We start from the raw sequence: 24,970 nt of genomic DNA on the forward strand, positions 1-24,970 counted from the left end.
AGCCCGGTAATTGTCCGGCTGCCCGGGGGCGATGATACCGGTGTGATGGCTAACAGCCGGTAAACCGGTTCCGGCTCAGGCTTCAGGCGGTCGTTGCGGCGGCGGAACGTTGGCGAGATACCAGTCGCGCAGATGCTCCAGCGCGGGATGTGCGAGCGAGCGCTGGAGATAGGTCCAGATCCGCGGCTGGTGGCGCAGATAATGCGGCTTGCCGTCGCGGCGGTTGAGGCGGGCGAAGGTGCCGAGCAGGCGCGTGTTGCGTTGCGCCGACATGATCGCGTAGAGCTCGGCAAAGCTGGCCGCATCGAAGCTCGCATCATCCTTGCGGCGCGCCTTGATGTAGCGCGACAGCAGCGTCAGCTCGAGGCTCTCGGGCACGTCGATGCGGGCGTCCTGCAGCAGCGACACCACGTCATAGGCGTGCGGCCCGAGCACGGTGTCCTGGAAGTCGATCACGCCGACGCGCGCCATGCCGGCACGGTCCGCCAGCCAGATCAGATTGGGCGAGTGGTAGTCGCGGATGATCCAGGTCTTTGGCGCGGCCAGCGGCTTCTTCAGGAGCTCGCGCCACATCGCAAAGAATTCCGCGCGCTTCTCACGGCTCAGCGGCGCGTTGCGATCGGGCAGATACCATTCCGGCATCAAGCCGATCTCGATCAGCAGCGCGTCGGTGTCCCAGGCGGGAATGGTATAAGTCTGCCCATCCAGCGGCAGCGTCTCCGGCATCCTCTTGCTGTGGAGCACGGCCAGCACATCGGTCGCGGCTTCATAGCGTTCGGCAATCGGCCGCGGCGGATTGCCTTCGATCACGCCTTCGCTGCCGAAATCCTCCGAGATCAGAAAGCCGTGCTCGAGATCGCAATGGTGGATTTTCGGCGCCGAGATACCTGCCGCGCGCAGGCCTTCGTCGATGGCGACGAACGGCTTGATGTTCTCGGCCAGATGCACCGCGGCGCTGTAGGATTTTCCATTGTAGATCGCGGCACCATCGGGGCGCTGGGGGGAGTTCATCAGGATGACGGCGCGATCGTCGCGGATCAGGCGCGCATAGGAGCGGGTCGAGGCGTCGCCCGGCATGCGCTTGCGCGTCGCGGCAAGATAGCCTGAGGCGTCGAGGAATTCGCGCAGCGTCTTCAGTCGCGCAACAATGGCTGCGCTCTTGCCATAGCCGGTGATGTCGGCGGCGCGCGCATTCGAGCCCAGCGCCGGGCGATGCGTCAGCGCGATGTCGATGCGGTCTTCAGGCATCGCCGCTGGCGCACGCTCGGGCCATTCGATCAGCACCAGCGTCGCATCGGGGAGCGGCGACAGCCCGATCTCCTCGAGCTCGCTCTCGTCCTCGACGCGGTAGAGGTCGGCATGCATCACGGCAAAGGCCGGCAGCTCGTAGCCCTGCACCAGCGTGAAGGTCGGGCTCGGCACTTCCAGCTCGTCGTCGGCGGCGAGGTAACGGATCAGGCCGCGGGCCGCGGCCGTCTTGCCGGCGCCGAGATCGCCTGTCAGCGTGATGGTGTCGCCGGGTCCGACCAGCAGCGCGAGGTCGGCCATCAATTGCGCGGTCGCCGTCTCGTTGTGGAGCGCGACGGAGAGTTTGGCGGGTTCGCTCATTCGGCGGCGTCGCGATGCGCCGCCTGGTCGGTCGGGAAGTCGCAAGTGACGACCGTGCCTTTGCCGACGGCCGAATCCACCTGCACCTTGCCGCCATGCAGCTCGACGAAGGAGCGCACCAGCGACAGGCCGAGCCCGGCGCCGCGATGACGCGAGCCCTGCGAGCGGCTTTCGAACCAGTTGAACACCCTGTCCTTCATGTCGGCGGGTATTCCAGGTCCGGAATCTGTCACAATGAAGACGACGCTGCGCTCGGTGCGTCGCGCGCTGATCCCGACGGTGGAATCCTGCGGCGAGAAGCCGACGGCGTTGGCGAGGAGGTTATAGAGCACCTGCACCACGCGCTTCTCGTCGCCGATGAAGCTGCCGACATCGGGCGCGATCTCGACCTTGAGGCGGATGCGGTCGGTGGCGAGCCGGTCCTGGATACCCTCGGCGGCCAGCTCGATGGTCTTGCTGACGTCGACCGGGCCAAGCTCCAGCTTCATGGCGCCGGCGTCGATGGTGGCGAGATCGAGAATGTTGTTGGTTAGCGCCAGCAGCGCATTGGTCGATTTGGTGACGTAGTCGAGATATTCGGCCTGCTTCGGCGTCAGCGGCCCGGTCGAGGGATCGCTGAGGAAATGCGCGAAGCCGATGATGGTGGTGAGCGGTGAGCGCAGCTCGTAGGAGACGTGGTGGACGAAATCCACCTTCATCTGGTCGGCGGCCTCCAGCGCCTCGTTGCGCTCGCGCAGTGCGCGCTCGACATTCTCGGTGTCGGTGATGTCGAGGAAGGTCAGCATGGTGGCGCCGTCATGCAGCGGACGGATCATGCCGTCGAGCACGCTGCCGTCCTTGCGCTCCAGCTTGATCGGCACATCGCCACGGTTCTCGATCGAGGTGATGGCCTCGCGGATCTGCCGCCACACCACGGGATCGTCGAACAGCTGATGGCACCAGCCCTCGACGGTCTGGATATGCGGCTCCTCGCGCATGGCATCGTTGGAGAGCTTCCACATCCGCAGGAAAGCCGGATTGAACAGCTGCGCCTTGCCGTTGCTGCCGAACACGGCGACGCCCTCGGCAAGGCTGTCCAGCGTCTCGCGCTGCACCCGGATCATGCCGTCGAAGCGGCGGGCGAGCTCGAGGCTTTCGGTGACGTCGTCGAAGAGGTAAGTGACGCCGCCTTCGGGGTTCGGCGTGGTGACGACCGAGAGCGCGCGGCCGTCGGGCAGGTACCAGGTGTCCTTCGCGGTCTCGACCGCGCGATAGGCCTCGTGCAGCTTGGCCTTCCAGGCGCGGAAATCAGGCTGCTCCTGCAATTTGCGCGCGGCGCGGAGCTGGTCGAGCACGCTGGAATCGTCTGGGTGGGCGTCGAGGAAATTGCGGTCGAGGTCCCACAGCCGCCGGTAGGAATCGTTGTAGAAGGCAAGGCGCCGCTGGCCGTCGAACACGGCGACGCCTGACGAGAGCTGGTCGAGCGTGCGGCGATGCGCCTCCGCCATCCGCACCAGCGCGGCGCTCAAGGCATCGGCTTCGCTCGCATCGATCGCGACACCGACACTGCCCTGGCCGACATTGACGGAGCGCACGTCGTACATGCGCCGCTCGCCGCCGATCACGATCGGCAGCCGCGAGGTGAACTGGGCGCTGTCCTTCAGGCTGCGCTCCATGGCGGTGCGGTCGGCGCTGTCGAGCAGCTCGAGCTTGCGGTCCTGGGCGTCCGCGATGCTGGTCGCTTCCGTCGCGCGCACATAGGCCGGGTTGGCGAAGGTCAACGCGCCGTTCTCGCCCTTGGCCCAGATCGGCCATGGCGCGGCGGCGGCGAAGCCGCGCAGCATCTCGGTCTCGTCCGAGAGCGCCTGGTAGCGCAGATGGGTCTCGGCGAGATCGCGCCGCAGGCCGGAGAGCTCGCGAATCCGGACGATGGCCTGGCCGCCGATGGCGCGGCCGATCGCTTCCAGCGTACGGCCGTTGGCGGTGGTCAGCGTCAGCTGGAAGCCGTCGCCGCGTTCGCGCAAGCCGTCGACGGCGTGATCCATTTGCAGCGCCGGGTCCGGCGGCAGCCAGGTTCCAAAGGCGAGCACGCGCTGCGGCGACGAATCGCGCGGCAGCACCATGGAGATGTCGCCCGAGATCTGCGCGCGATCATCGCCGGCCGGCCACGAGATCAGGATCTGCGGCTCGGCGAACAGCAGCGCGCCGAAGCGGTCGGTCTGCAACTGAAGTTCCCGGATCCGTTCAAGCAGCGCCGCCTCGTTCTTGGCGGTGCGCACGCGGGTCCGCATCAAGAGGATCGCGGCCACGACCGAGAAGCCGAGCAGAGCCAGCGCGGTGGCCAGCACCGCAAGCTCCTGCCGGTTGAAATCCAGCAATATCGAGAGTGTGTCGACAAGGTCGGCGGCATCAGCCGGCTCAGCCGGCAGCAGCGCTGCGAGAGCGCCTCCGAATAGGCTGTTGCGCACCAAGGAGGAGCACGACAGCAGCGTCCGACGCATCGACACGATCACGCCTGACATAGTTGCCCCAAGACCGCACGAATTGACCTCGCGGCGACCCCCGTCGCGCGCGAATCAAACGACAATACCCCCACCGCGACTCCACCGGTAAGAGTCCAGACCGTGAACGCAAACGCGGCCCCAAAAAAATGCCGGCTGCGGAGTTCCAGCCTCACGTAATTCTGCGGGTGATTCGGCTGGAGTTGTCGTGTGTTAGCGACCAGATGAGATTGTTGCCCCGACTACCGCCCCGTCGAGCCAAACCCGCCGGCGCCGCGATCGGTCGGCGACAGCGTCGCAACCGGAACCAGCGCGGCCTGCACCACCGGCGCGATCACCATCTGTGCGATGCGCTCGCCGCGCTTGATCACGAATGGTGCCTGGCCGTGGTTGATCAGGATCACCTTGATCTCGCCGCGATAGTCGGCATCGACGGTGCCGGGCGAGTTCAGCACGGTGACGCCGTGCTTGGCCGCAAGGCCGGAGCGCGGCCGCACCTGCGCCTCGTGCCCAGGCGGCAGGGCAATCGCAAGCCCTGTCGGCACCAGCGCATATTGGCCCGGCGCGAGCGTCATCGGCTCGCCCTCCGGCACCGCCGCCATCAGATCGAGGCCCGCGGCCTCCGCGCTCTGGTAGGCCGGCAGCGGCAGACCGTCCGCGTGGGGCAGGCGCTGCAGTTCGACCGTGACTTTGCTGCTCAAGATGCCGGCTCCAGTGATTTGTCGGCGGATTTTTCGGTCAGGCTTTTGACGATATGCGCGACCAGTTTGATGGCGACCTGTTCCTTGGTCATGACAGGCCAGGAATCAACTGTGATCTCGCCGTTATCAGCAGCATTCTTGCTGATCAGGTGCACGGTGTTGCGGGCGCCGCCCATCACGCCGGTGGCCGGGGAAACATCGTTGGCGACGATCCAGTCGCAGCCCTTGCGCGCGAGCTTTGACGTCGCGTTGTCGATGAGATGCTCGGTCTCGGCGGCGAAGCCGATCACCAGCGGCGGGCGCTTGTCGGTCAGTTTCGAGATGGTGGCGAGGATGTCGGGGTTCTCGACCAGCTGCAGCGGCGGCATGCCGGCCGAACTCTTCTTCAGCTTCTGCTCGCCTTCGACGGCAACGCGCCAGTCGGCGACGGCGGCGGCGAAGATCGCGATGTCGGCGGGAAGCGCCGCCTGCACCTGCTCCAGCATCTGCCGTGCCGATTCCACGTGCTTGACGGTGACGCCGGCGGGATCGTCGAGATCGACCGGACCGCTCACCAGGATCACCTCGGCGCCGGCGGCCTGCGCTGCGGCGGCGATGGCAAAGCCCTGCTTGCCCGAAGAACGATTGGCAATATAGCGCACCGGATCGATCGGCTCATGCGTGGGGCCCGCCGTGATCAGCACGCGCTTGCCGGCGAGCGGCCGCGGCACCGGCGGCCGCAGCAGCTTCTCGGCGGCATTGGCGATCTCGATCGCCTCGGACATGCGCCCCATTCCGGCTTCACCAGCTTCCGCCATCTCGCCGGAATTGGGGCCGATCAGCAGCACGCCGTCACGCTGCAGCTGCGCGACGTTGCGGCGGGTCGCGGCGTTGCTCCACATCAGTGGATTCATCGCCGGCGCCAGCAGGATCTTTCTGGAGGTCGCGAGCAGGATGGCGCTGGCAAGATCGTCGGCATGGCCGTTCGCCATCTTTGCCATCAGGTCGGCGGTAGCAGGCGCCACCACGATCAGATCGCAGTCGCGGGCGAGGCGGATATGGCCGGCGTCGAACTCGCTCTGGGGATCGAACAGATCGGTATAGACGCGCTCATGGGAGAGGGCGCTCACTGAGAGCGGGGTGACGAATTGCTCGGCGGCCTTGGTCAGCACGCAGCGGACCTCGATGCGCCGCTCCTTCAGCCGGCGGATCAGGTCGAGCGACTTGTAGGCCGCGATGCCGCCGCCGATGATCAGGGTAACGCTGGCCTCAGGGACGGCACTGGAGCGCTGGGGCGCCGGGGATGCCTCGGGCGGCGCCGAGAACGGCGTCAGCGCCTCCTCGCGGCCCTCGATCAGCTCCCGCAGGATGACCCGGACCTCCTCCTCGACCGAGCGGTGGTTCCTGGCCGAGCGCAGCCGCAAATAGGCTTTGACGGTGTCGTCGAGCTTACGGATGGTCAGGCTTGCCATGACGCCCTCCAGCACGGAATGATAGCGATGCTATCACTTACGTGATTGCAGTGCAATCAAGCTTTCGGCGTCACAGATTCCGGACGGCGATCAGGATGCCGATGAAGGTCACGGCGATGATCCAGACCGCCACGGTGCGCCAGCGGTTCTTGCGGCCCTCGCTGCGGCCCATGGCCGCGATGCTCTCCGGTGACAGATGCAGGCCTTCCCGGGTCATGGTCTCGAGCTGCTCCAGCACCGCGACCGAGCGCTGGGCGATATCGGGCAGGCGCATCAGCACCTTGGCGAGGTCGCCGCCGCCGGCGAGCGCGCCCTGCACCCGTCCGATCGGTCCGAGATTGCGCTCGATCCATTCGCGCACCACGGGATCGGCGACCTTCCAGATGTCGAGCCTGGGATCGAAGCCGCGCGCCACGCCCTCGACCACGACCATGGTCTTCTGCAGCAGGATCAATTCGGGCCGCGTCGTCATGTCGAACAGGCCGGTAACCTCCAGCAGCAGCGTGAGCAGCCTCGCCATCGAGATTTCCTCGGCGGTGCGGTTGTGGATCGGCTCGCCGATGGCGCGGATGGCCTGCGCAAAATTCTCGACCGAATGGTGCGAGGGCACGTACCCGGCCTCGAAATGCACTTCGGCGACGCGGCGATAATCGCGGGTGATGAAGCCGAGCAGGATCTCGGCGAGGAAGCGCCGCTCCTTCATGCCGAGCCGGCCCATGATGCCGAAATCGACCGCGACGAGACGGCCGGCATCATCGAGGAACAGATTGCCCGGATGCATGTCGGCGTGGAAGAAGCCGTCGCGCAACGCGTGGCGCAGAAAACTCTGGATCACCTTGCGGCCGAGATCGGGCAGGTCGACCTGCGCCTCTGCGAGGCGCTTGCGATCGTTCAACGCGATGCCGTCGATCCACTCCATCGTCAGCACGTTGTGCGTGGTGCGATCCCAGTCGACGGCGGGCACGCGGAAATCAGGATCTCCTTCCGTATTCTCCGCCATCTCCGACAGCGCAGCCGCTTCCAGCCGCAGGTCCATCTCCATCGCGACCGAGCGCGACATGGTGTTGATGACTTCGACCAGGCGCAGGCGCCGTGCCTCCGCCGAATAGGCTTCGGCCTTGTGCGCGACGTAGAAGAAATCGGAGAGGTCGCGGCGGAAGCGCGCCGCCACGTTCGGCCTGAGCACCTTGACTGCGACAGGCTTGCGGATGCCGTCGCGCATCACCTCGCCGCGATGCACCTGCGCGATCGAGGCGGCCGCCACCGGCGGGCCGAAGGTGACAAAAATATCCTTCAGCGGCCGTTCCAGCGAGGTCGCGATCGCGGCTTCCGCTTCGGCTTGCGAAAACGGCGGCAGGCGGTCCTGCAGGCTTTCGAGGTCGCGCGCCATGTTGAAGCCGACGACGTCGGGGCGCGTCGCCAGGAATTGGCCGAGCTTGAGATAGGCCGGGCCCATTCGTGTCAGCGCGCGCGAGATCCGCGGCCCCTGCTTGGCGCCGCCGCGTTCGACAAGGCGCGCCAGCTTCAGCGCCAGCTGTCCGGGCGGAGGCACCAGGCTCGGGTCGACGGCGCCGAACACGCCCTCGCGCGCAAACACGAACGCGGCGCGGATCAGGCGCGTGATGTGGGTGATGGCAGAGATCACAAACGCCAGCCCGAATGCAGTGCGACGATGCCGCCGGTCAGGGTCTGCCAGCTCACGCGGGAAAAGCCGGCCTCGCGGATCATGTCGGCGAAGGCGGCAGGCTTCGGAAACTTGCGGATCGATTCGACCAGATACTGGTAGGACTCGGCATCGCCAGTGACCATGCGTCCGAGCGGCGGGATCACCTTGAACGAGAACAGGTCATAGAGTTTGTCGAGCCCGGGCACCTCGACGGTGGAGAATTCCAGGCAGAGGAAGCGGCTGCCGGGCCTCAGCACGCGATAGGCCTCGCGCAGCGCCTTGTCGATTTGCGGCACGTTGCGGATCCCGAACGCGATCGTATATGCGTCAAAGCTGCGGTCGGCGAAGGAGAGCGCTTCGGCATTGCCCTCGACGAAATCGACCTGGCCCTCGAGATGGCGCTTGGCCGCACGCTCGCGGCCCACGGCGAGCATGTCGGAATTGATGTCGCAGACCGTGGCGTGGAAGCCGGGGCCCGCCGCCTTGGCTGCCCGGAACGAGATGTCGCCGGTGCCGCCGGCAACGTCGAGCAACGCGAACGGCCGGTCGCCGCGGGGCGGGTCGAGCGTGTTGATCATGATGTCCTTCCAGACCCGGTGCAGGCCACCGGACATCAAGTCGTTCATCAAGTCATAGCGCGACGCCACGCTGTGAAACACATCGTTCACCAGCGTCTGCTTGTCCCCCAGGGGAACGTCTTTGAAGCCAAAATGCGTGGTTTCGCCCGGCCGATCCATTACTCTACTCCGTGGAGCGGACCATAGCCCGCCCGCCGCAATGGCGCTATCACACCGCCTCCATAAGGTGAATGCCTGACCATGCCTGAATTGCCCGAAGTCGAGACCGTCCGCCGCGGCCTTCAGCCCGTCATGGAGGGTGCGAAAATCGTCGTCGCGGAGGCCCGCCGGCCGGATTTGCGCTTTCCGTTCCAGCCTGATTTCGTGGCCCGGCTGCAGGGACAGACCGTCACGGGGCTCGGGCGCCGTGCAAAATATCTCATGGCCGATCTCGGCTCCGGCGACGTGCTGTTGATGCATCTGGGCATGTCGGGCTCATTCCGCGTCATCAAGCCCGACAACGAGGCTGTATCAGGCGAGTTTCACTATCCCAAGGGCAAGGACTCCGCGCATGATCACGTGCTGTTTCGGATGTCCTCGGGCGCCGACATCATCTTCAACGATCCCAGGCGCTTCGGTTACATGAAAGTGATCGCGCGCCATGCGCTCGAGGACGAGCCGCTGCTGCGCGGCCTCGGCCCCGAGCCGCTCGGCAACGAGTTCGACGCCGCGATGCTGGCGCGCGCCTGCCAGGACAAGACCACCAGCCTGAAGGCCGCGTTGCTCGACCAGCGCGTGGTGGCAGGGCTCGGCAACATCTATGTCTGCGAAGCGCTGCACCGCGCGCATCTGTCGCCGCGCCGGATCGCCGCGACGCTGTCGACCAAAAAGGGTGAGCCGACGGATCACGCCAAGCGCCTGGTCGGCGCCATCCACACCGTGCTGAACGACGCCATCAAGGCCGGCGGCTCGTCACTGCGCGATCATCGCCAGACCTCGGGCGAACTCGGCTATTTCCAGCACTCCTTCAAGGTTTATGACCGCGAAGGCGAGACATGCACCACGCCGCGCTGCGGCGGCACGATCAGGCGCTTCACCCAGAACGGCCGCTCGACCTTCTGGTGTCCGAAATGTCAGAAGTGAGGGGGCGCAGCGGGGGAAGACTGTTAGCCCTTTGCAGGACGGCAAACCAACCACGTCATTGCGAGCGCAGCGAAGCAATCCAGAATCCCTGCGCGGAAAGACCCTGGATTGCTTCGCTGCGCTCGCAATGACGGGGATAGAGCGCCGTATCTTGCGTACAGCCGTTTTGCCTGACAAGTCAAACGTCTGCACGCCGTCGCCGCGGCAACGCGGCTGAACGCGGTTCTACTGTGCATGGGGTTGTTTTCGAGATTTGTTCGAGGATACATCCGCCCTCGCCAAAAACGACCGAAGCATCCCGGCCGGGCTGGTGGCCGGATTGCTTCGTCGCTTGGGCTCATTCACCGGATGGCGACCCGCTAGCGCCCTGAGCGATGGCCCCGCTCAGGACGCCAGAACTGTGGTCTCGCCCGCAGACAGCTCGCTGGCTGCATGCAGCACTTCGTGGACCGCCGACAGGACCTGATCAATCAGGAGATTGCCGGCGGAGAGCTCGAGGCGGGTCTCGATCCAGCGCCAGAGGCCGCGGACCTCTTCGGTCGACTTGCCGCTCGGCGCGAACTCGCTGACGGCGAGGCCCGAGGCGAGCGAGTCCTGGTGGTCGTTGCGCATCACGATCAGCGGACGGGCGAGCACGTCAGCGAGATCGAGCGCGGCTTCCTCGGCGAGCGTGTTGGCCGCGTTGTCGATGCGCTGGCCGCGGATCGGCGTCTGGTTCAAGACGAAGCTGTAGGGCCGCTTCCAGGCGCGGGCGACGCTAACGGTGGAGACGGTCGCCTCGATGTCGGCGACGCTCGGGCGGGCCGGGATCAGGCAGAGGTCGGAGTAGCGAATCGCGGCGGTGGTCGCGGCGGACAGGCCGGCTGCGGTGTCGACGATCGCGAGCTGGAGACCGCTGTCGGCCAGCATCTTCAGTCGCGGCGCGAAATCGGCGGCGTGATAGATCGGCTCGACCACGACATCGTCGTTGTTGCGGCGGCGCGACCAGTTGGAGAGGGTGCCCTGCGGGTCGGTCTCGATCAGGCGGACGGTGAAGCCGGCCTGCTTGGCAGCCAGCGCGAGGCCGATGGCGAGGGTGCTCTTGCCACTGCCACCCTTTTGGGTGGCGAGTACGATCGTGTGCATGGAGAGTTGAATCCTTTGGAATGCCTGGGTCTTGGGATAGCGCCACGCGAACGTGCATCGTTTGCGATGCTGAGCTCTTCTCGCTCAGGACGTGCCCTGCCCGATCCAAAGGGGACCGCGGATGTCCGAATCAACGGTAGCGATGATGGCAGAATCAGGAATGCCAGCTAATCCGTACCATTACTGGACCCGTAGTCCTGCGTGTGATGTGCTCGGTATCGCGAACAAGAAGGACATCAGGCATGGGCGGAAATTGGCGTGACCGGACGGCAACGAGCTTTGAATGCCAGAAGATGCCGGCGGTCTCGAGCCGCGGCATGGTTGTGAGCAACCACCCGCTGGCGTCCAGCGCCGGAGCCGAGATGCTGGCCGCCGGCGGCAACGCTGTCGATGCTGCCATCGCCACGCTGTTCACGCTGACCGTGGTCGAGCCGATGATGGTCGGCATCATCGGCGGCGGCATGGCGCATATCCGTCTCGCCGACGGCAGCCACCGCGTCATCGATGGACAGAGCACCGTGCCCGCTTCGGTGCACGACACCACCTACACGTCGAAGCCGGGCTCGGCCCACGACGTGTTCGACACCGTCGGCAATGAGAACCTCAACGGTCCAAAGGCGGTCGCGACGCCAGGCTCGCTGAAAGCCTGGTGCGAGACGCTGCAACGGTTCGGCACCATGTCGCTTGCCGACGTCCTTCAGCCCGCGATCAAGCATGCCGCGCGCGGCTATGCAGTCACGCCATATTTGCATGAATGCATCAGCGAGAGCGCGGCCACGATGCGCAAGGACAAGCCGATCGCGGCGATCTATTTGCCCGGTGGTGAGCCGCTCAAGGTCGGCGAGCGCGTGGTGCAATCAGAATATGCCGAGACGCTCCGCACCATCGCCGATCACGGCGAGAAGGCTCTTTACGAGGGACCGCTCGGCGACATCCTCGTCGACTACATGGAGAAATCAGGCGGCTTCATCCGCCGCAACGATCTCACCAATTACAAAACCGTCGAGCGGCAGCCGATCCGCGCCGACTATCGCGGCTGGACCATTTTGGGCCCGCCGCCACCCGCGGCCTCCGGCGTGCACATCGCGCAGATGCTGAATATTCTTGAAGGTTACGACATCGGCCGCCTCGGCTTCGGCACGTCGGAGACGATTCACTACCTCGCCGAGGTTCTCAAGATCGCCTTCGCCGATCGCGCCGCGGCCAGCGGCGATCCTGATTATGTCGGCGTGCCCGTGGAGAAGCTGACCTCGAAGGCCTATGCCGAGGAGCGCCGTCGCACCATCGATCCGGCGCGCGCGCAGGCCTTTGGCGCCGGCGTGACCCAGCTCGAAAGCGCGCACACCACCCACATGACGACGGCGGACAGCTTTGGCAATGTCGTCGCGACCACGCAGACCATCAACAATCTGTTCGGCGCCAAGATCATGATCCCGGGTCTGGGGGCCATCGCCAACAACTACATGAACCTGTTCGATCCGCGGCCGGGCCATGCCCTGTCGCTTGCGCCGGGCAAGCGCGTGACGACCTCGATGTCGCCGATGATGGCGCTGCGTGACGGCAAGCTGCGCTATGCGCTCGGCCTGCCCGGCGGCAAACGCATCTTTCCGAGCGCGATGCAGGCGCTGGTCAACCTGATCGACCACGGCATGAGCTTGCAGGAAGCGGTCGAAGCGCCGCGGGTCTGGACCGAAGGTAACGCGCTCGAGGTTGAGCACGCCGTGCCGGAGACCGTGCGCGCGAAACTCACCTCGCTTGGTCACAAGGTCCAGCCGGTCGCAACCGTCGCCGGCGGCATGAACGGCATCGCCTTCCACGACGACGGCACCATGACCGGCGCCGCTTGCTGGCGCGCCGACGGCACCCCGATCGGGATCTCCGGCGGGCTCGCGAAGGCGGGGATCAGGTTCAGGCTGAGTTGAGCGCTATTTCCGTACGCAGATCACGCGCACGACGGCGGCTTTCGCATCGGTCGACGTGCCGTTCGCCGCGACGGCGTTCGCCTTCAGGAAATCGCGCACCGTCTCCGCAGAGACCATCACCGCTTGAGACGTCGGCATTGAGGTCGCGGGACCCGCAACCATCGCTGGCTTCAACAAGGCAACACCGAGGAACTTGCCCTCGCCGTCGATGGCCGCGCCGCCGGAGAAGCCGACCGCGGGCGGAGGCGACAGCGCGGAGTCGCTGCTGGTCACCGGCGTCAGCGCGCCCTTGACGCTCGACACGCCGGCCGCGCCGCCCTGGCTCTGCGGATCGGTGATGCCGACGACGTCGACACTCGTCTTCGCCACGCCGCCGGTCAGGCTGAGCGGCTTCAATCCGCGCGCGCCATAGATGTGCAGCAGCGCGAGATCGTGATCCTTGTCCTCGGCGAGGCGGTCGGCACTGCCGTAGCCGCCGATCGTAATGGCAAGGCAGGCATCGGTGACGAGACGGTCCGCCAGAATCGCGCCGCCGTCGCTGACGACGATACCCGTGCCGTACTCGACGGTCTTGCGCGGCGGCGGCCCGGCTTGTGGCCCCAACGGAAACGCATTGAACGCGCTCGACATCGCGATCACGACCGGCTCGACCGTGTTCTCCATCGCTTGGTCATACAGGATCGTCATGATGCGGACCTCGTCGCCCTTGAACGCGCCGCGCACATAAAACTTCTTCAGGCCCTGCAACCCTGAAAGCACGAAGAAGTCGGGCTTCACCACGGTGTAGTCGACCTTGCGCCCTGCAGGTTCCTTTTTCTCGGCGTCTGCGAGCTTGGCGGTGGTCGGATTGGCCTCCTTGCGGCGGTTCAGCAGCACCTGCACCGTGCCGGTTGGCGAGCTCCATTTCGAGCCGTTGGCGTCGGTCGCCTGATTGGGCACCAGCTTTGAGGGAATGCCGAGCCGCGCGCCGCTGGTCATCTCCGTCACGATCTTCCAGCCGACGCTGTCCTGCTTGCGCCGGGCGGTCTCGGCCAGCGCGGCGCGCTCCTGCGGATTGAGCACGCCGGTCGGCTTGCCGCCCTTGGCCTTCTGGTACTCCTTGATGGCGTCAACCATGCGCGAGCTGACGTCGCCGCTGATGGCGCCGTTATATTGGCCGACCCAGGCGAGGTCGGACTGCAGCGCCAACCGCTCGGCCTGCGCCATTGCGTCGGCTGTTTCCGAGGGTGTTTGCAGGGCGGGCGGCTTGATCGGAACGGTCTGGACCACCTTCGGCTTGGTGCCGGGGATCGGGGGCGTTGTCATCTGGGCACCGGCGCCTGTGGCGGACGCCAACATCAGTGTTGCCGCAAGCATCGATCTCATGACAAATCCAGCCAGCCCATTGAACGCGCAGCCATTGAAGCACATCTCGTTGGTCGCGAACAATGTTGGGCTGGTTCAGGAGTAAGAGACGGTGCTGAGCCCGGACGAACTCGAACGCTATGCCCGCCATATCGTGCTGCGCGATGTCGGCGGTCCCGGCCAGGCCGCGCTGAAGCGGGCCTCCGTGCTGGTGATCGGCGCCGGCGGGCTCGGCGCGCCTGCGCTGATGTATCTGGCCGCCGCCGGCGTCGGCACGCTCGGCGTGGTCGATGACGACGTGGTGTCGCTGTCAAATCTCCAGCGCCAGGTCATCCACACCACGCCCGACATCGGCCGGCACAAGGTCGAGAGCGCGGCTGAGCGGATCGCCGAACTCAATCCGCATGTTCGCTTCGTCGGCCACGCCACCTGGCTCAATGCCGACAATGCGCTCTCGCTGATCGGCGATTACGATCTCGTGCTCGACGGGTCCGACAATTTCTCGACGCGCTATCTGGCCTCAGACGCCTGCTTCTTCGCCAAGCGGCCGCTGATCACGGCGGCGCTCGGTACCTTCGATGGCTCGCTCACCACCATCCGCGCGCATGAGACCAACGAGCAGGGCGAATTCAATCCGACCTATCGCTGCCTGTTTCCGGAACCGCCGCCGCCCGGCACCGTGCCGGCCTGCGCCGAGGCCGGCGTCATGGGCGCGCTTGCGGGCGTGATGGGCTCGATGATGGCGCTGGAGGCGATCCGCGAGATCGTCGGTTTCGGCGAGGGCCTCGTCGGCCGCCTTCTGATGATCGATGCGCGCGCGATGCGCTTCGAGACGCTGCGCTACGCCCGCGATCCCGCCAATCCGCTCAACGGCGATGGGCCCGTGTTCGAGGATCTCAGCGTGCACCGCGAGTGAGGGCGATCAGTTTCAAGCCTTACAGCATGCTCGGCAGCACGCGATCCGGCGGCTTGTGGGCGTCGAGGAAGGTGCGGATGTTGATGATCACCTTCTCGCCCATCTCGACCCGGCCTTCGATCGTGGCCGAGCCCATATGTGGCATCAGTATCACCTTGCCGGCCTTCGCAAGCCGCACCAGCTTCGGATTGACTGCGGGCTCGTGCTCATAGACGTCGAGAGCGGCGCCGCCGATCTCGCCGCCTTCGATCAGCTTGATCAGCGTGTCTTCGTCGGTGACTTCGCCGCGCGCGGTGTTGACGATGTAGGCGTCCTTGCGGATCAGCTTCAGCCGTCGCGCCGACAACAGATGATAGGTCGCCGGCGTATGCGGACAGTTCACCGAGATGATGTCCATCCGCGCCAGCATCTGGTCGAGGCTCTCCCAATAGGTCGCGCCAAGCTCTTCGGCGATCTTCGGCGCGACGGGACGGCGGTTGTGATAGTGGATCTGGAGGCCGAAGGCGCGGGCCCGGCGCGCGACCGCTTGGCCGATGCGGCCCATGCCGATGATGCCGAGGCGCTTGCCGCCGATGCGGTGGCCCAGCATCCAGGTCGGCGACCAGCCGGCCCAGGGCTTTCCTTCCGTCAGCACCGAGGCGCCTTCGATCATCCGGCGCGGCACGGCCAGGATCAGCGCCATGGTCATGTCGGCGGTGTCTTCGGTCAGCACCTTCGGCGTGTTCGTCACGGTGATGCCGCGGGCATGCGCGGCCTCGACATCGATATTGTCGACGCCGTTGCCGAAATTGGCGATCAGCTTCAGCTTGCAGTCGGGCTGGTTGACGATGTCGGCGCTGATGTGATCGGTGACTGTTGGAACCAAGATGTCGGCGGTGCGCGCGGCTTCGGCGAGCCGCTCGGCCGACATCGGCGTGTCGTCGAGATTGATGCGTGCGTCGAACAGTTCGCGCATCCGGGTCTCGATCGAGTCCGGCAGCTTGCGCGTCACGACGACGAGGGGCTTTTTCTTCACCGACATGTCCTGCCCTCATGAGGCGTTGCAGGCCGCCTTTGTCGCCAAAGGCCGGCTGTTGAGGCCTCATTAACCCGGTTGTTCGACACTGGCTTTGCCGTGTCGTCCCCGGCGTTTCCTTCAAGCTTTCCCGAGATTTCCGGCCGGAAAATCGGGGCAAACTGGTTGTTCAAGCGTCCGTCCTCTCTAGCAGAAGGCCGGGCCAAGACAAGTTGGCTTCGGGAACACCCGCGAGGGGCGGGAGAGGGGCGTTGCGCGGCGGGTTTTGGAATTTGGGGTGAGGACCCGGTTCAGCCGGGTCTTCGACAGGAGACGGTTGATGGCGTTGGGGCGTTTTTGTTCGGTGATGGCGCTCGTTTGCACCTGGTGGAGCGCCTCGGTCGGCCCCTCGCACTCGGCCAAAGACACCACGCCCCAGACCGCCAGCGGCCTGCCGGTGCCGCGCTACGTCAGTCTCAAATCGGATCACGTCAACGTCCGCGCCGGCCCGACCAAGGACAATGATGTGGCCTGGGTCTACACCCGTGCCGGCCTGCCGGTCGAAATCACCGCCGAGTTCGAGAACTGGCGCCGGGTGCGCGATTCCGAAGGCGCCGAGGGCTGGGTCTATCACTCCCTGCTGTCGGGACGCCGCACTGCGGTGGTCACCATGAAGAACAAGGACGAGCTCGCGCCGATCTATGACCGCGCCGATCCCGACAGCGCGGTGGCCGCAAAGCTCCAGGCCGGCGTCGTGGCGACAGTGAAAAAATGCACCACCAGCTGGTGCCACGTCACCGGCAACGGCTTTGACGGCTGGATCCAGCAGGAGCGCCTCTGGGGCGTCTATGCCGACGAGCAGGTGAATTGACCCGAAGGCGTCATCCCGGGATGGCGCGAAGCGCCAGACCCGGGATCTCGAGATTCTCAGGTGCGCAAGTGCGCACCATAGTTCGGTGCTGCGCACCGCCCCGGAATGACGAGCTGAAAGGAAATGGCCGGGACAAGCCCGGCCATGACGATCTAACTGGCAGTTGAAGACCGCTTCAGCGCTTCTTGCGCAGGCGCACGACCATGTCGATGCGCGCGATCTCGTAGCCCTCCGGCACCTCCGGCATCTTGGACAGCGCCAGATGCGGATCCTCGATATCGACCAGCTCGTGGCTGTTCTCGAGGTAGTAATGGTGGTGGGTGGTGACGTTGGTGTCGAAATAGGTCTTGGTGCCGTCGACACTGACCTGACGCAGCAGGCCGGCATCGGTCAGCTGGTTCAGCGTGTTGTAGACGGTCGCGAGCGAGACCGGCACTTTGGCCAGCGTCGCTTCCTCATAGAGCATTTCAGCCGTGAGATGGCGCGCGCCCTTGCCGAACAGCAGCCAGCCGAGCGCCATACGCTGACGCGTCGGGCGCAGACCGGCAGATTGCAGCATTTCGTTGACGTCGTGCCAGGGGCAGCCGGTCAGGGCCGGCTGGCGGCCGGACAGAAGGGCCGCATGGGCATCTTCGTCGTGACGGATCGCGTTATTTTCGCTCATTTCCAGAATTCGGGCACGCGTGAACACTATCTGTCTGCAATATATGGACAGATAGATGCAGATGCAAGTTTCTCGCAACTAGACTGGTTCTAATCAGCGAGGAACCGGCCCGAAGCTCCGTCATTTTACCTTCATGGGACGGCTTTGCTACCCGAAAAGGCCTGTGTTAGAGAGCGCGCGGTTCCGCCCAACCGATTTTGGCGCGGCCAGGCATTGGGGCCCGGCCCGCGGCCGATCCGGCTCTCGGTATTGGCGCCTGAGGACGGCAATCGGTGTTGCCGTCCGAGCAGGACGGGGCCCATTTTTGCCAGAAACGCCGCTCAATCGGGGTTCAAACAGAGGCTTCCGCATGCTGAACAGGCGCAACGGTTACGAATACGAAGATTTGCTGGCATGTGCCCGCGGTGAGATGTTCGGCCCGGGCAATGCGCAATTGCCGCTGCCGCCGATGCTGATGTTCGACCGCATCACGGAAATTAACGACAATGGCGGCGAATTCGGCAAGGGCCTGGTGCGCGCCGAGCTCGACGTGAAGGCCGACCTCTGGTTCTTCGGTTGCCACTTCAAGAACGATCCGGTGATGCCGGGATGCCTCGGACTTGATGCGCTGTGGCAAATGGTCGGCTTTTATCTTGGCTGGATCGGTGGCGAAGGTCGCGGCCGTGCGCTTGGCCTCAGCGAATTGAAGTTCGGCGGCCAGGTGCTGCCCGAGGCCCGCAAGGTTGTGTACAATGTCGATATCAAGCGCGTGATGCGTTCAAAGCTGGTGCTCGGCATTGCCGACGGATGGCTTTCGGTCGACGACCAGATTATTTATCGCGCCAAGGACCTGAAGGTCGGCCTGTTCAAGCAGGGCACGAGCCTGGGCTAAGCACATCACCAAGAAGACAACGATTTAGGCGAGGCTGTCATGAGGCGGGTTGTGGTCACCGGGATGGGTATCGTCTCGTCGATCGGAAACAACACCCAGGAAGTGCTTGCAAGCCTTCACGAGGCGAAGTCGGGCATTTCGCGGGCCGAGAAATATGCCGAGCTCGGTTTCCGCTCGCAGGTGCAAGGTGCGCCCACGCTCGATCCTTCGACGGTCGTCGATCGCCGTGCGATGCGTTTCCTCGGCCAGGGTGCCGCGTGGAATCACATCGCCATGGAGCAGGCGATCCAGGACTCCGGTCTGTCGCCGGACGAAGTCTCCAACATTCGCACCGGTATCATCATGGGCTCCGGCGGTCCGTCCGCCCGCACCATCGTCGAAGCCGCCGACATCACCCGCAGCAAGGGACCGAAGCGCGTCGGTCCGTTTGCGGTGCCGAAGGCGATGTCGTCCACGGCGTCGGCAACGCTTGCGACCTGGTTCAAGATCAAGGGCGTGAACTATTCGATCTCCTCGGCCTGCGCGACGTCGAACCATTGCGTCGGCAATGCCTATGAGACGATCCAGATCGGCAAGCAGGACGTCATCTTCGCCGGCGGCTGCGAGGAGCTCGACTGGTCGTTGTCGGTGCTGTTCGACGCCATGGGTGCGATGTCCTCGAAGTACAACGACACGCCCGCCACCGCCTCGCGTCCCTATGACGTCAACCGCGACGGCTTCGTCATCGCCGGCGGCGCCGGTGTGCTGGTGCTGGAAGAGCTCGAGCACGCCAAGGCGCGCGGCGCGCGGATCTACGGCGAGATCGTCGGCTATGGCGCGACCTCGGACGGCTACGACATGGTCGCGCCGTCGGGTGAAGGTGCCGAGCGCTGCATGCGCATGGCGATGTCGACGGTGAAGACCAAGGTCGACTACATCAACCCGCACGCGACCTCCACGCCGGCCGGCGACCCGCCGGAAATCGAAGCGCTCCGTCGCGTGTTCGGCGCCGGCGAGAAGTGCCCGCCGATCTCGGCGACCAAGGCGCTGACCGGCCACTCGCTGGGCGCGACCGGCGTGCAGGAGGCGATCTATTCGCTGCTGATGATGAACAACGGCTTCATCTGCGAGAGCGCGCACATCCAGGAGCTCGATCCCGTGTTTGCCGACATGCCGATCGTGCGCAAGCGCATCGACAACGTCAAAATCGGCACCGTGCTGTCGAACTCGTTCGGCTTCGGCGGCACCAACGCCACGCTGGTGTTCAGCCGGATGGACGTGTGACGGTGCACGCTGTCATGCCCCGCCTAGTGCGCAATTGCGCACGGGAGCGGGGCATCCAGTACGCCGCGGCTTCTCGATTTCTCACGACGGTCTCTGGAATACTGGATCGCCCGCCCCACTGCGCAAGCGCGCACGAGGCGGGCGATGACACCGAATGGTGGAGTTAAGAAGCAATGGAAGGCTTAATGAAAGGCAAGCGCGGTCTGATCATGGGCATCGCCAATGATCATTCGATCGCCTGGGGCATGGCGAAGACGCTGCATGCCCACGGCGCCGAGCTTGCCTTCACCTTCCAGGGCGAAGCCTTGGGCAAGCGCGTCAAGCCGCTCGCGGAGTCCCTCGGCGTGGAGCTGGTGCTGCCTTGCGACGTCGAGGACATCGCCAGCGTCGATGCGACCTTCGCCGCGCTTCGCGAAAAATGGGGCAAGCTCGATTTCGTCATCCACGCCATCGGCTTTGCCGACAAGAACGAGCTGAAGGGCCGTTATGCCGACACCAGCCGCGAGAATTTTTCGCGCACCATGGTGATTTCCTGCTTCTCCTTCACGGAGGTTGCAAAGCGCGCTGCCGAGCTGATGACGGACGGCGGCAGCATGCTCACGCTGACCTTCGGCGCTTCCGAGCGATCGATGCCGAACTACAACGTGATGGGCGTCGCCAAGGCGGCGCTGGAAGCCTCGGTGCGCTATCTCGCCTCCGACTTCGGACCGCGCGGTATCCGCGTCAACGCGATCTCCGCCGGCCCCATCCGCACGCTCGCCGGCTCCGGCATCGGCGAGGCGCGCGCGATGTTTGCATTCATGCAAAAGCATTCGCCACTTCGTCGCGGCGTCACGCTCGACGAGCTCGGCGGCTCGGCGCTATATCTGCTGTCTGATCTCTCCGGCGGCGTGACCGGCGAGATCCACTATGTCGATAGTGGCTATAACATCGTGCTGATGCCAAGGCCGGATGATCTGAAGGCGCCGGAGTAGGTGCCGTAGTGCCGTAGGGTGGGCAAAGTAGCGTCAGCGACGTGCCCACGATCTTTCAATCATCGCAACCAAGTGGTGGGCACGCTGCGCTTTGCCCACCCTACGAGAGCTCGCTTAGCCCGCCGCAATTTTCTCCGCGCGCTGAAACGCCGGCCGCGCAATGCAGCGTGCGATATAGGCATCGAAGGCCGGGCGCGACGGCACCATCTTGAACAGGCGCACCGCGAAATTCAGGCCCGCGCCGATGGTGATGTCGGCTGCGGAAAATTCCTCGCCGAGAATCCACGGCCCCTTGTCGAGCGCAGCTTCCAGCACGTCGAACACCTGCGTCGCGCTGCCCCAGGCCGCGGTCGAGGTCGGCACCTCGATCTTGGTGAAGATCTGGATGATCGCGGGCTCGATACAGCTCGGCGAGAAGAACAGCCATTGCAGATAGCGCGCGCGGCGCGGGTCGGTCGCCGCTGGCGCCAGCTTCGTCTCGGGATAGCGGTCGGCAATGTAAGCGCAGATCGCCGCGGCTTCGCCGAGCGCGGCATCGCCGTCGCTGAGCGCCGGCACCTTGCCCATCGGATTGATCTTCAAATAGTCCGGTGCCTTCTGCGCGCCGGTCGAAATGTCGGTCAGCACCCGTTCATAGGGCAGCCCGCTCTCTTCCATCAGCCAGAGCGTCGAGAACGATCGCGAGCGGGGTGACCAGTAGAGCTTGATCATGGCGAGCTCCCTTTGCGCTCCCAACGGTAGTATTTCATCACGAACCCGTTCGACGGTTCGACCTCTTCCTTCTCGAACACAAAGCCTTCGCGCTCATACCAGCGCCACGCCTTCTCGTTCTCGCGAACGCAGCGCAGGTCGATCTCGTCGGGCATTTGCGTGCGCGTGAAGGCGAGCAGCTTCCGGCCGAGCGATTGTCCCTGATGGGCGGGCCCGACGAACAGCATGTCGAGATAGTGCTTTGGCAGATGCAGCGCCAGCATCGCGGCGATGGTGCCCTGATCATCGGCGACGAACAGGCTCCAGCCGTCCTCGATCTCGCGCCGGACGCGGGCGCGCAGGTTCGCCAGCAGGAAATCGCTGGCTTCGGCGAGTCCGGTCGAGACCCAGCTCTCCATCCAGACGCGAGCGATTTCGTCATATTCGTCGACCCGGGCGGGGCGGATGATCAGATCGGGCATGACCAACTCAGGGCTTCTGCCCACGCATGGTCTGCCGCGCGCGCACCTTGCCGGCCGACAGACACACCACCTCGGAAATCTGCAGCAGCTGGCGCGCCAGCGGGCTGGTCTTGCGCCAGACCATGCCGATGGTGCGCGACGGCTCGGGGTCGCGGAAGCGCGACAGCGACACCGACGCCGATCGCGTCTCCACCGACACCGCCATCTCCGGAATCAAGGTGACGCCGATGCCGGCGCTGACCATCTGCACCAGCGTCGACAGCGAATTCGCATCCAGCATCTCGCGCGGCGGCGCCGACTGCATGTTGCAGAACGACAGCGCCTGGTCGCGGAAACAATGGCCTTCCTCGAGCAGCAGCAGCCGCATCTCGCGCATCATCTCGCGCGACGGCACCGGGGTGCCCGCATCCGTGCCCGGCCGCACCAGCAGGAATTTCTCCTCGAACAGGGCGACCTCGGTGAGCGAGGGCTCGGAGACCGGCAGGGCGACGATCGCGGTGTCGAGTCGCCCTTCGACCAGCTCCTGGATCAGCCGCGGTGTCATCGTCTCGCGCACGCGGATATCGAGCTCCGGATGCATGCGCGTCAGATTCTTGGTGATCTTGGGCAAAAGATAGGGCGCGATCGTCGGGATCATGCCGATGCGCAGGCGCCCGGCAAAACGGTTCTGCGAGGCACGGGCGAAATCGCCGAGCTCATCGACCGAGCGCAGGATGTCGCGGACGCGCTGGGCGAGCTCCTCGCCGAACCGGGTCAGCGCAACCTGGCGCGCGCTGCGCTCCAGCAGCAGCCCGCCGAGCGCCTCCTCCAGTTCCTTGATTTGCATCGACAGGGCCGGCTGCGAGATGGAACAGGCTTCCGCGGCGCGGCCGAAATGACCATGGCGGGCGAGCGCGTCGAAATAGCGCAGCTGGCGCAGCGTCAGATTGATCATCAGAAAAACCTATCGCAGCGATCATTAAAGTCAACTTCCCCTGATCGAAGGCGACGCTTAGAGTGCTTCGACCTGGTCAATGGCGCAGTCGGACGCCACCAGAGGAGGTATTCATGGACGACACTTCGAAGTGCCCGTTTTCGGGCGGCAAACGCGTGCCAGCGAACCGCGACTGGTGGCCCACCAATCTCAGCATTGACATGCTGCACAGGAATTCCAGCCTGTCCGATCCGATGGGCGAGGCGTTCGACTATGCCAAGGAATTCAAGACGCTCGACCTGAATGCGGTCATCAAGGACCTGACCGCCCTGATGACGGATTCGCAGGAATGGTGGCCCGCCGATTTCGGTCACTATGGCGGCCTCATGATCCGCATGGCCTGGCACAGCGCCGGCACCTACCGCATCACCGACGGCCGCGGCGGCGCGGGTGCCGGTCAGCAGCGTTTTGCTCCGCTCAATTCCTGGCCTGACAACGCCAACCTCGACAAGGCGCGCCGGCTGCTCTGGCCGATCAAGCAGAAATACGGCCGCAAGATTTCCTGGGCCGATCTGATGGTGCTCGCCGGCAACGTCGCGCTGGAGTCGATGGGCTTCAAGACGTTCGGCTTCGCCGGTGGTCGCGCCGATGTCTGGGAGCCGGAAGAGCTCTATTGGGGTCCGGAAGGCACCTGGCTGGGCGATGAGCGCTACAGCGGCGAACGCCAGCTCGCCGAGCCGCTCGGCGCGGTGCAGATGGGCCTGATCTACGTCAATCCGGAAGGCCCGAACGGCAAGCCGGATCCGGTCGCCGCGGCCAAGGACATCCGCGAGACCTTCTTCCGCATGGCGATGAACGACGAAGAAACCGTCGCGCTGATCGCCGGCGGCCACACCTTCGGCAAGACCCATGGCGCCGGCGATCCGTCGCTGGTCGGTGCCGAGCCGGAAGCGGGCGCGCTGGAAGATCAGGGCCTTGGCTGGAAGAGCAAGCATGCCACCGGCCTCGCCGGTGATACCATCACCAGCGGCCTCGAAGTGACCTGGACCACGACGCCGACGAAGTGGAGCAACAACTTCTTCGAGAACCTGTTCAAGTACGAATGGGAGCTGACGAAGAGCCCGGGCGGTGCGAACCAGTGGACGGCCAAGGGTGCCGACGCCATCATTCCCGATCCGTTCGACAAGTCGAAGAAGCATCGCCCGACGATGCTGACGACCGATCTCTCGCTGCGCTTCGATCCGGCCTATGAGAAGATCTCGCGTCGCTTCCTGGAAAACCCCGATCAGTTCGCGGACGCCTTTGCCCGCGCCTGGTTCAAGCTGACCCATCGCGACATGGGTCCGATCCAGCGCTATCTCGGCCCGTTGGTGCCGAAGGAGACGCTGATCTGGCAGGATCCGATTCCGGCCGTGAATCACGAGCTGGTCTCTGATCAGGACATCGCCGCGCTGAAGGCCAAGATCCTGGCTTCGGGCCTCTCGGTGTCCGAGCTGGTCTCGACCGCCTGGGCGTCGGCCTCGACGTTCCGCGGTTCGGACAAGCGCGGCGGCGCCAACGGTGCGCGCATCCGCCTTGCCCCGCAGAAGGACTGGGAGGTCAACCAGCCGGCCCAGCTCTCCAAGGTGCTCGGCAAGCTCGAAGCGATCCAGAAGGACTTCAACGCGTCCTCAGGCGCCAAGAAGGTCTCGCTCGCCGATCTCATCGTCCTCGGCGGCACCGCCGCGGTCGAGAAGGCGGCGAAGGATGCCGGCGTCGACGTCAAGGTTGGCTTCACGCCGGGTCGCATGGATGCTTCGCAAGAGCAGACCGACGCGGCCTCCTTCGCGCCGCTGGAGCCGCGCGCTGATGGCTTCCGCAACTATGTCGGCAAGAAGCATCAGTTCCTGCGGGAGGAAGAAGCGCTCGTCGATCGCGCGCAGCTTCTCAAGCTCACGGGGCCTGAGCTGACCGTGCTGGTCGGCGGCCTGCGCGTGCTCGGCGCCAACGCGAACGGGTCGAAGCACGGCGTCTTCACCGCCAAGGTGGGCACGCTGTCCAACGACTATTTCGTCAACCTGCTCGACATGAGCACGGCTTGGACGCCGGCGGCCGACGGCTCCTATGAGGGTCGCGACCGCAAGACCAATGCGGTGAAGTGGACCGGCACGCGCGCCGATCTGATCTTCGGCTCGCACTCGCAGCTCCGCGCCTTCGCCGAGGTCTATGCGACCTCGGATTCGAAGCAGAAGTTCGTGGCCGACTTCGCCAAGGCCTGGACCAAGGTGATGAACCTCGACCGGTTCGACATCGCGGCGTGAGGCGGTTGCGCCTCTCCCGCTTGCTTGCGGGAGAG

General features: G+C 65.1%; 21 protein-coding genes. 8 read left to right on the forward strand and 13 right to left on the reverse strand.

Annotation, left to right across the window (positions count from 1 at the left end):
- Window positions 1–75: 75 nt before the first annotated feature.
- The 6 genes from tsaE to ubiE all read right to left on the reverse strand — a co-directional run bounded on the left by tsaE (window position 76) and on the right by ubiE (window position 8,643).
- The gene (tsaE, locus tag XH80_RS21655) at window positions 76–1,608 is read right to left on the reverse strand and encodes a tRNA (adenosine(37)-N6)-threonylcarbamoyltransferase complex ATPase subunit type 1 TsaE (RefSeq protein ID WP_271600316.1); all 1,533 of its coding nucleotides are present in this window, start codon (window positions 1,606–1,608) and stop codon (window positions 76–78) included.
- Complete coding sequence (locus tag XH80_RS21660) at window positions 1,605–4,109, reverse strand: PAS domain-containing sensor histidine kinase (protein WP_271600317.1); 2,505 nt, start codon at window positions 4,107–4,109, stop codon at window positions 1,605–1,607. The genes tsaE and XH80_RS21660 overlap by 4 nt, the downstream gene beginning before the upstream one ends.
- Before the next feature lie 221 nt (window positions 4,110–4,330).
- Window positions 4,331–4,789, reverse strand: a complete 459-nt coding sequence (gene dut / locus XH80_RS21665; RefSeq protein ID WP_271600318.1) for a dUTP diphosphatase — start codon at window positions 4,787–4,789, stop codon at window positions 4,331–4,333.
- Window positions 4,786–6,240 (reverse strand): bifunctional phosphopantothenoylcysteine decarboxylase/phosphopantothenate--cysteine ligase CoaBC, encoded by a 1,455-nt coding sequence (coaBC, locus tag XH80_RS21670; protein ID WP_271600319.1) that lies wholly within the window; start codon window positions 6,238–6,240, stop codon window positions 4,786–4,788. Before coaBC ends, dut begins: the two co-directional genes overlap by 4 nt.
- 70 nt (window positions 6,241–6,310) lie before the next feature.
- The gene (gene ubiB, locus XH80_RS21675) at window positions 6,311–7,885 is read right to left on the reverse strand and encodes a 2-polyprenylphenol 6-hydroxylase (RefSeq protein WP_271600320.1); all 1,575 of its coding nucleotides are present in this window, start codon (window positions 7,883–7,885) and stop codon (window positions 6,311–6,313) included.
- Window positions 7,882–8,643 carry a bifunctional demethylmenaquinone methyltransferase/2-methoxy-6-polyprenyl-1,4-benzoquinol methylase UbiE gene (gene ubiE, locus XH80_RS21680; RefSeq protein WP_271600321.1) on the reverse strand — a complete coding sequence of 254 codons (762 nt, stop codon included), beginning with the start codon at window positions 8,641–8,643 and terminating at the stop codon, window positions 7,882–7,884. The genes ubiB and ubiE overlap by 4 nt, the downstream gene beginning before the upstream one ends.
- Before the next feature lie 81 nt (window positions 8,644–8,724).
- Between ubiE and mutM the strand changes: the two genes are divergently transcribed.
- Complete coding sequence (gene mutM / locus XH80_RS21685; protein ID WP_271600322.1) at window positions 8,725–9,606, forward strand: bifunctional DNA-formamidopyrimidine glycosylase/DNA-(apurinic or apyrimidinic site) lyase; 882 nt, start codon at window positions 8,725–8,727, stop codon at window positions 9,604–9,606.
- Between the two features lie 384 nt (window positions 9,607–9,990).
- On the opposite strand, the gene XH80_RS21690 is transcribed toward mutM, so the two are convergent.
- On the reverse strand, window positions 9,991–10,731 hold the full coding sequence (locus XH80_RS21690; protein WP_271600323.1) for a ParA family protein: 741 nt from the start codon (window positions 10,729–10,731) through the stop codon (window positions 9,991–9,993).
- A gap of 242 nt (window positions 10,732–10,973) precedes the next feature.
- On the opposite strand from XH80_RS21690, the gene ggt reads away from it, so the two are divergent.
- Window positions 10,974–12,653 (forward strand): gamma-glutamyltransferase, encoded by a 1,680-nt coding sequence (ggt, locus tag XH80_RS21695; RefSeq protein ID WP_271600324.1) that lies wholly within the window; start codon window positions 10,974–10,976, stop codon window positions 12,651–12,653.
- Window positions 12,654–12,656: 3 nt separating this feature from the next.
- Here ggt and XH80_RS21700 read toward each other — a convergent pair whose 3' ends face one another.
- Window positions 12,657–14,018, reverse strand: coding sequence for a peptidoglycan-binding protein (locus tag XH80_RS21700; protein WP_271600325.1), 1,362 nt, complete (start codon window positions 14,016–14,018; stop codon window positions 12,657–12,659).
- A 91-nt stretch (window positions 14,019–14,109) separates the two neighbouring features.
- Here XH80_RS21700 and XH80_RS21705 point away from each other — a divergent pair, with 91 nt between their 5' ends.
- Window positions 14,110–14,913, forward strand: a complete 804-nt coding sequence (locus XH80_RS21705) for a HesA/MoeB/ThiF family protein (protein ID WP_057752341.1) — start codon at window positions 14,110–14,112, stop codon at window positions 14,911–14,913.
- Between the two features lie 19 nt (window positions 14,914–14,932).
- Here XH80_RS21705 and XH80_RS21710 read toward each other — a convergent pair whose 3' ends face one another.
- Complete coding sequence (locus XH80_RS21710) at window positions 14,933–15,934, reverse strand: 2-hydroxyacid dehydrogenase (protein WP_057752344.1); 1,002 nt, start codon at window positions 15,932–15,934, stop codon at window positions 14,933–14,935.
- Between the two features lie 313 nt (window positions 15,935–16,247).
- Between XH80_RS21710 and XH80_RS21715 the strand changes: the two genes are divergently transcribed.
- Window positions 16,248–16,778: an SH3 domain-containing protein gene (locus XH80_RS21715; protein WP_057752347.1), complete on the forward strand. Its 531-nt coding sequence runs from the start codon at window positions 16,248–16,250 to the stop codon at window positions 16,776–16,778.
- Window positions 16,779–16,953: 175 nt separating this feature from the next.
- Here XH80_RS21715 and irrA read toward each other — a convergent pair whose 3' ends face one another.
- Window positions 16,954–17,442, reverse strand: coding sequence for an iron response transcriptional regulator IrrA (irrA, locus tag XH80_RS21720; RefSeq protein WP_057752350.1), 489 nt, complete (start codon window positions 17,440–17,442; stop codon window positions 16,954–16,956).
- A gap of 349 nt (window positions 17,443–17,791) precedes the next feature.
- Here irrA and fabA point away from each other — a divergent pair, with 349 nt between their 5' ends.
- The 3 genes from fabA (at window position 17,792) to fabI (ending at window position 20,550) form a co-directional block, all read left to right on the forward strand.
- The gene (gene fabA / locus XH80_RS21725; RefSeq protein WP_057752353.1) at window positions 17,792–18,313 is read left to right on the forward strand and encodes a bifunctional 3-hydroxydecanoyl-ACP dehydratase/trans-2-decenoyl-ACP isomerase; all 522 of its coding nucleotides are present in this window, start codon (window positions 17,792–17,794) and stop codon (window positions 18,311–18,313) included.
- 39 nt (window positions 18,314–18,352) lie between these two features.
- Window positions 18,353–19,576 carry a beta-ketoacyl-ACP synthase I gene (gene fabB, locus XH80_RS21730; RefSeq protein ID WP_271600326.1) on the forward strand — a complete coding sequence of 408 codons (1,224 nt, stop codon included), beginning with the start codon at window positions 18,353–18,355 and terminating at the stop codon, window positions 19,574–19,576.
- A 173-nt stretch (window positions 19,577–19,749) separates the two neighbouring features.
- Window positions 19,750–20,550 (forward strand): enoyl-ACP reductase FabI, encoded by an 801-nt coding sequence (fabI, locus tag XH80_RS21735; protein ID WP_271600327.1) that lies wholly within the window; start codon window positions 19,750–19,752, stop codon window positions 20,548–20,550.
- A 114-nt stretch (window positions 20,551–20,664) separates the two neighbouring features.
- Here fabI and XH80_RS21740 read toward each other — a convergent pair whose 3' ends face one another.
- Genes XH80_RS21740 through XH80_RS21750 form a run of 3 tightly spaced genes read right to left on the reverse strand, consistent with a single transcriptional unit; the run spans window position 20,665 to window position 22,656 of the window.
- Window positions 20,665–21,261 carry a glutathione S-transferase family protein gene (locus XH80_RS21740; RefSeq protein ID WP_271600328.1) on the reverse strand — a complete coding sequence of 199 codons (597 nt, stop codon included), beginning with the start codon at window positions 21,259–21,261 and terminating at the stop codon, window positions 20,665–20,667.
- The gene (locus tag XH80_RS21745) at window positions 21,258–21,722 is read right to left on the reverse strand and encodes a GNAT family N-acetyltransferase (RefSeq protein WP_271600329.1); all 465 of its coding nucleotides are present in this window, start codon (window positions 21,720–21,722) and stop codon (window positions 21,258–21,260) included. The genes XH80_RS21740 and XH80_RS21745 overlap by 4 nt, the downstream gene beginning before the upstream one ends.
- Window positions 21,723–21,729: 7 nt before the next feature.
- Entirely contained in the window at window positions 21,730–22,656 is a 927-nt protein-coding gene (locus XH80_RS21750; RefSeq protein WP_271600330.1) for a hydrogen peroxide-inducible genes activator, read from the reverse strand.
- Window positions 22,657–22,769: 113 nt separating this feature from the next.
- Between XH80_RS21750 and katG the strand changes: the two genes are divergently transcribed.
- Window positions 22,770–24,935, forward strand: coding sequence for a catalase/peroxidase HPI (katG, locus tag XH80_RS21755; RefSeq protein WP_271600331.1), 2,166 nt, complete (start codon window positions 22,770–22,772; stop codon window positions 24,933–24,935).
- The last annotated feature ends 35 nt before the right edge of the window (window positions 24,936–24,970 follow it).

It is taken from the genome of Bradyrhizobium sp. CCBAU 45384 (assembly GCF_028128665.1).
In the GTDB taxonomy this organism is placed as follows: Bacteria; Pseudomonadota; Alphaproteobacteria; order Rhizobiales; family Xanthobacteraceae; genus Bradyrhizobium; species Bradyrhizobium manausense.

Excerpts from the sequence above, each read along its gene's own strand:
- XH80_RS21745 (WP_271600329.1), bottom strand. The coding sequence starts at position 21,722 with ATGCCCGATCTGATCATCCGCCCCGCCCGGGTCGACGAATATGACGAA.
- XH80_RS21750 (WP_271600330.1), bottom strand. The coding sequence starts at position 22,656 with ATGATCAATCTGACGCTGCGCCAGCTGCGCTATTTCGACGCGCTCGCC.
- XH80_RS21715 (WP_057752347.1), top strand. The coding sequence starts at position 16,248 with ATGGCGTTGGGGCGTTTTTGTTCGGTGATGGCGCTCGTTTGCACCTGG.
- mutM (WP_271600322.1), top strand. The coding sequence starts at position 8,725 with ATGCCTGAATTGCCCGAAGTCGAGACCGTCCGCCGCGGCCTTCAGCCC.
- XH80_RS21660 (WP_271600317.1), bottom strand. The coding sequence starts at position 4,109 with ATGTCAGGCGTGATCGTGTCGATGCGTCGGACGCTGCTGTCGTGCTCC.
- coaBC (WP_271600319.1), bottom strand. The coding sequence starts at position 6,240 with ATGGCAAGCCTGACCATCCGTAAGCTCGACGACACCGTCAAAGCCTAT.
- XH80_RS21740 (WP_271600328.1), bottom strand. The coding sequence starts at position 21,261 with ATGATCAAGCTCTACTGGTCACCCCGCTCGCGATCGTTCTCGACGCTC.
- katG (WP_271600331.1), top strand. The coding sequence starts at position 22,770 with ATGGACGACACTTCGAAGTGCCCGTTTTCGGGCGGCAAACGCGTGCCA.
- tsaE (WP_271600316.1), bottom strand. The coding sequence starts at position 1,608 with ATGAGCGAACCCGCCAAACTCTCCGTCGCGCTCCACAACGAGACGGCG.
- ubiE (WP_271600321.1), bottom strand. The coding sequence starts at position 8,643 with ATGGATCGGCCGGGCGAAACCACGCATTTTGGCTTCAAAGACGTTCCC.
- XH80_RS21700 (WP_271600325.1), bottom strand. The coding sequence starts at position 14,018 with ATGAGATCGATGCTTGCGGCAACACTGATGTTGGCGTCCGCCACAGGC.
- ggt (WP_271600324.1), top strand. The coding sequence starts at position 10,974 with ATGGGCGGAAATTGGCGTGACCGGACGGCAACGAGCTTTGAATGCCAG.
- fabB (WP_271600326.1), top strand. The coding sequence starts at position 18,353 with ATGAGGCGGGTTGTGGTCACCGGGATGGGTATCGTCTCGTCGATCGGA.
- XH80_RS21690 (WP_271600323.1), bottom strand. The coding sequence starts at position 10,731 with ATGCACACGATCGTACTCGCCACCCAAAAGGGTGGCAGTGGCAAGAGC.
- fabA (WP_057752353.1), top strand. The coding sequence starts at position 17,792 with ATGCTGAACAGGCGCAACGGTTACGAATACGAAGATTTGCTGGCATGT.
- XH80_RS21710 (WP_057752344.1), bottom strand. The coding sequence starts at position 15,934 with ATGTCGGTGAAGAAAAAGCCCCTCGTCGTCGTGACGCGCAAGCTGCCG.
- irrA (WP_057752350.1), bottom strand. The coding sequence starts at position 17,442 with ATGAGCGAAAATAACGCGATCCGTCACGACGAAGATGCCCATGCGGCC.
- fabI (WP_271600327.1), top strand. The coding sequence starts at position 19,750 with ATGGAAGGCTTAATGAAAGGCAAGCGCGGTCTGATCATGGGCATCGCC.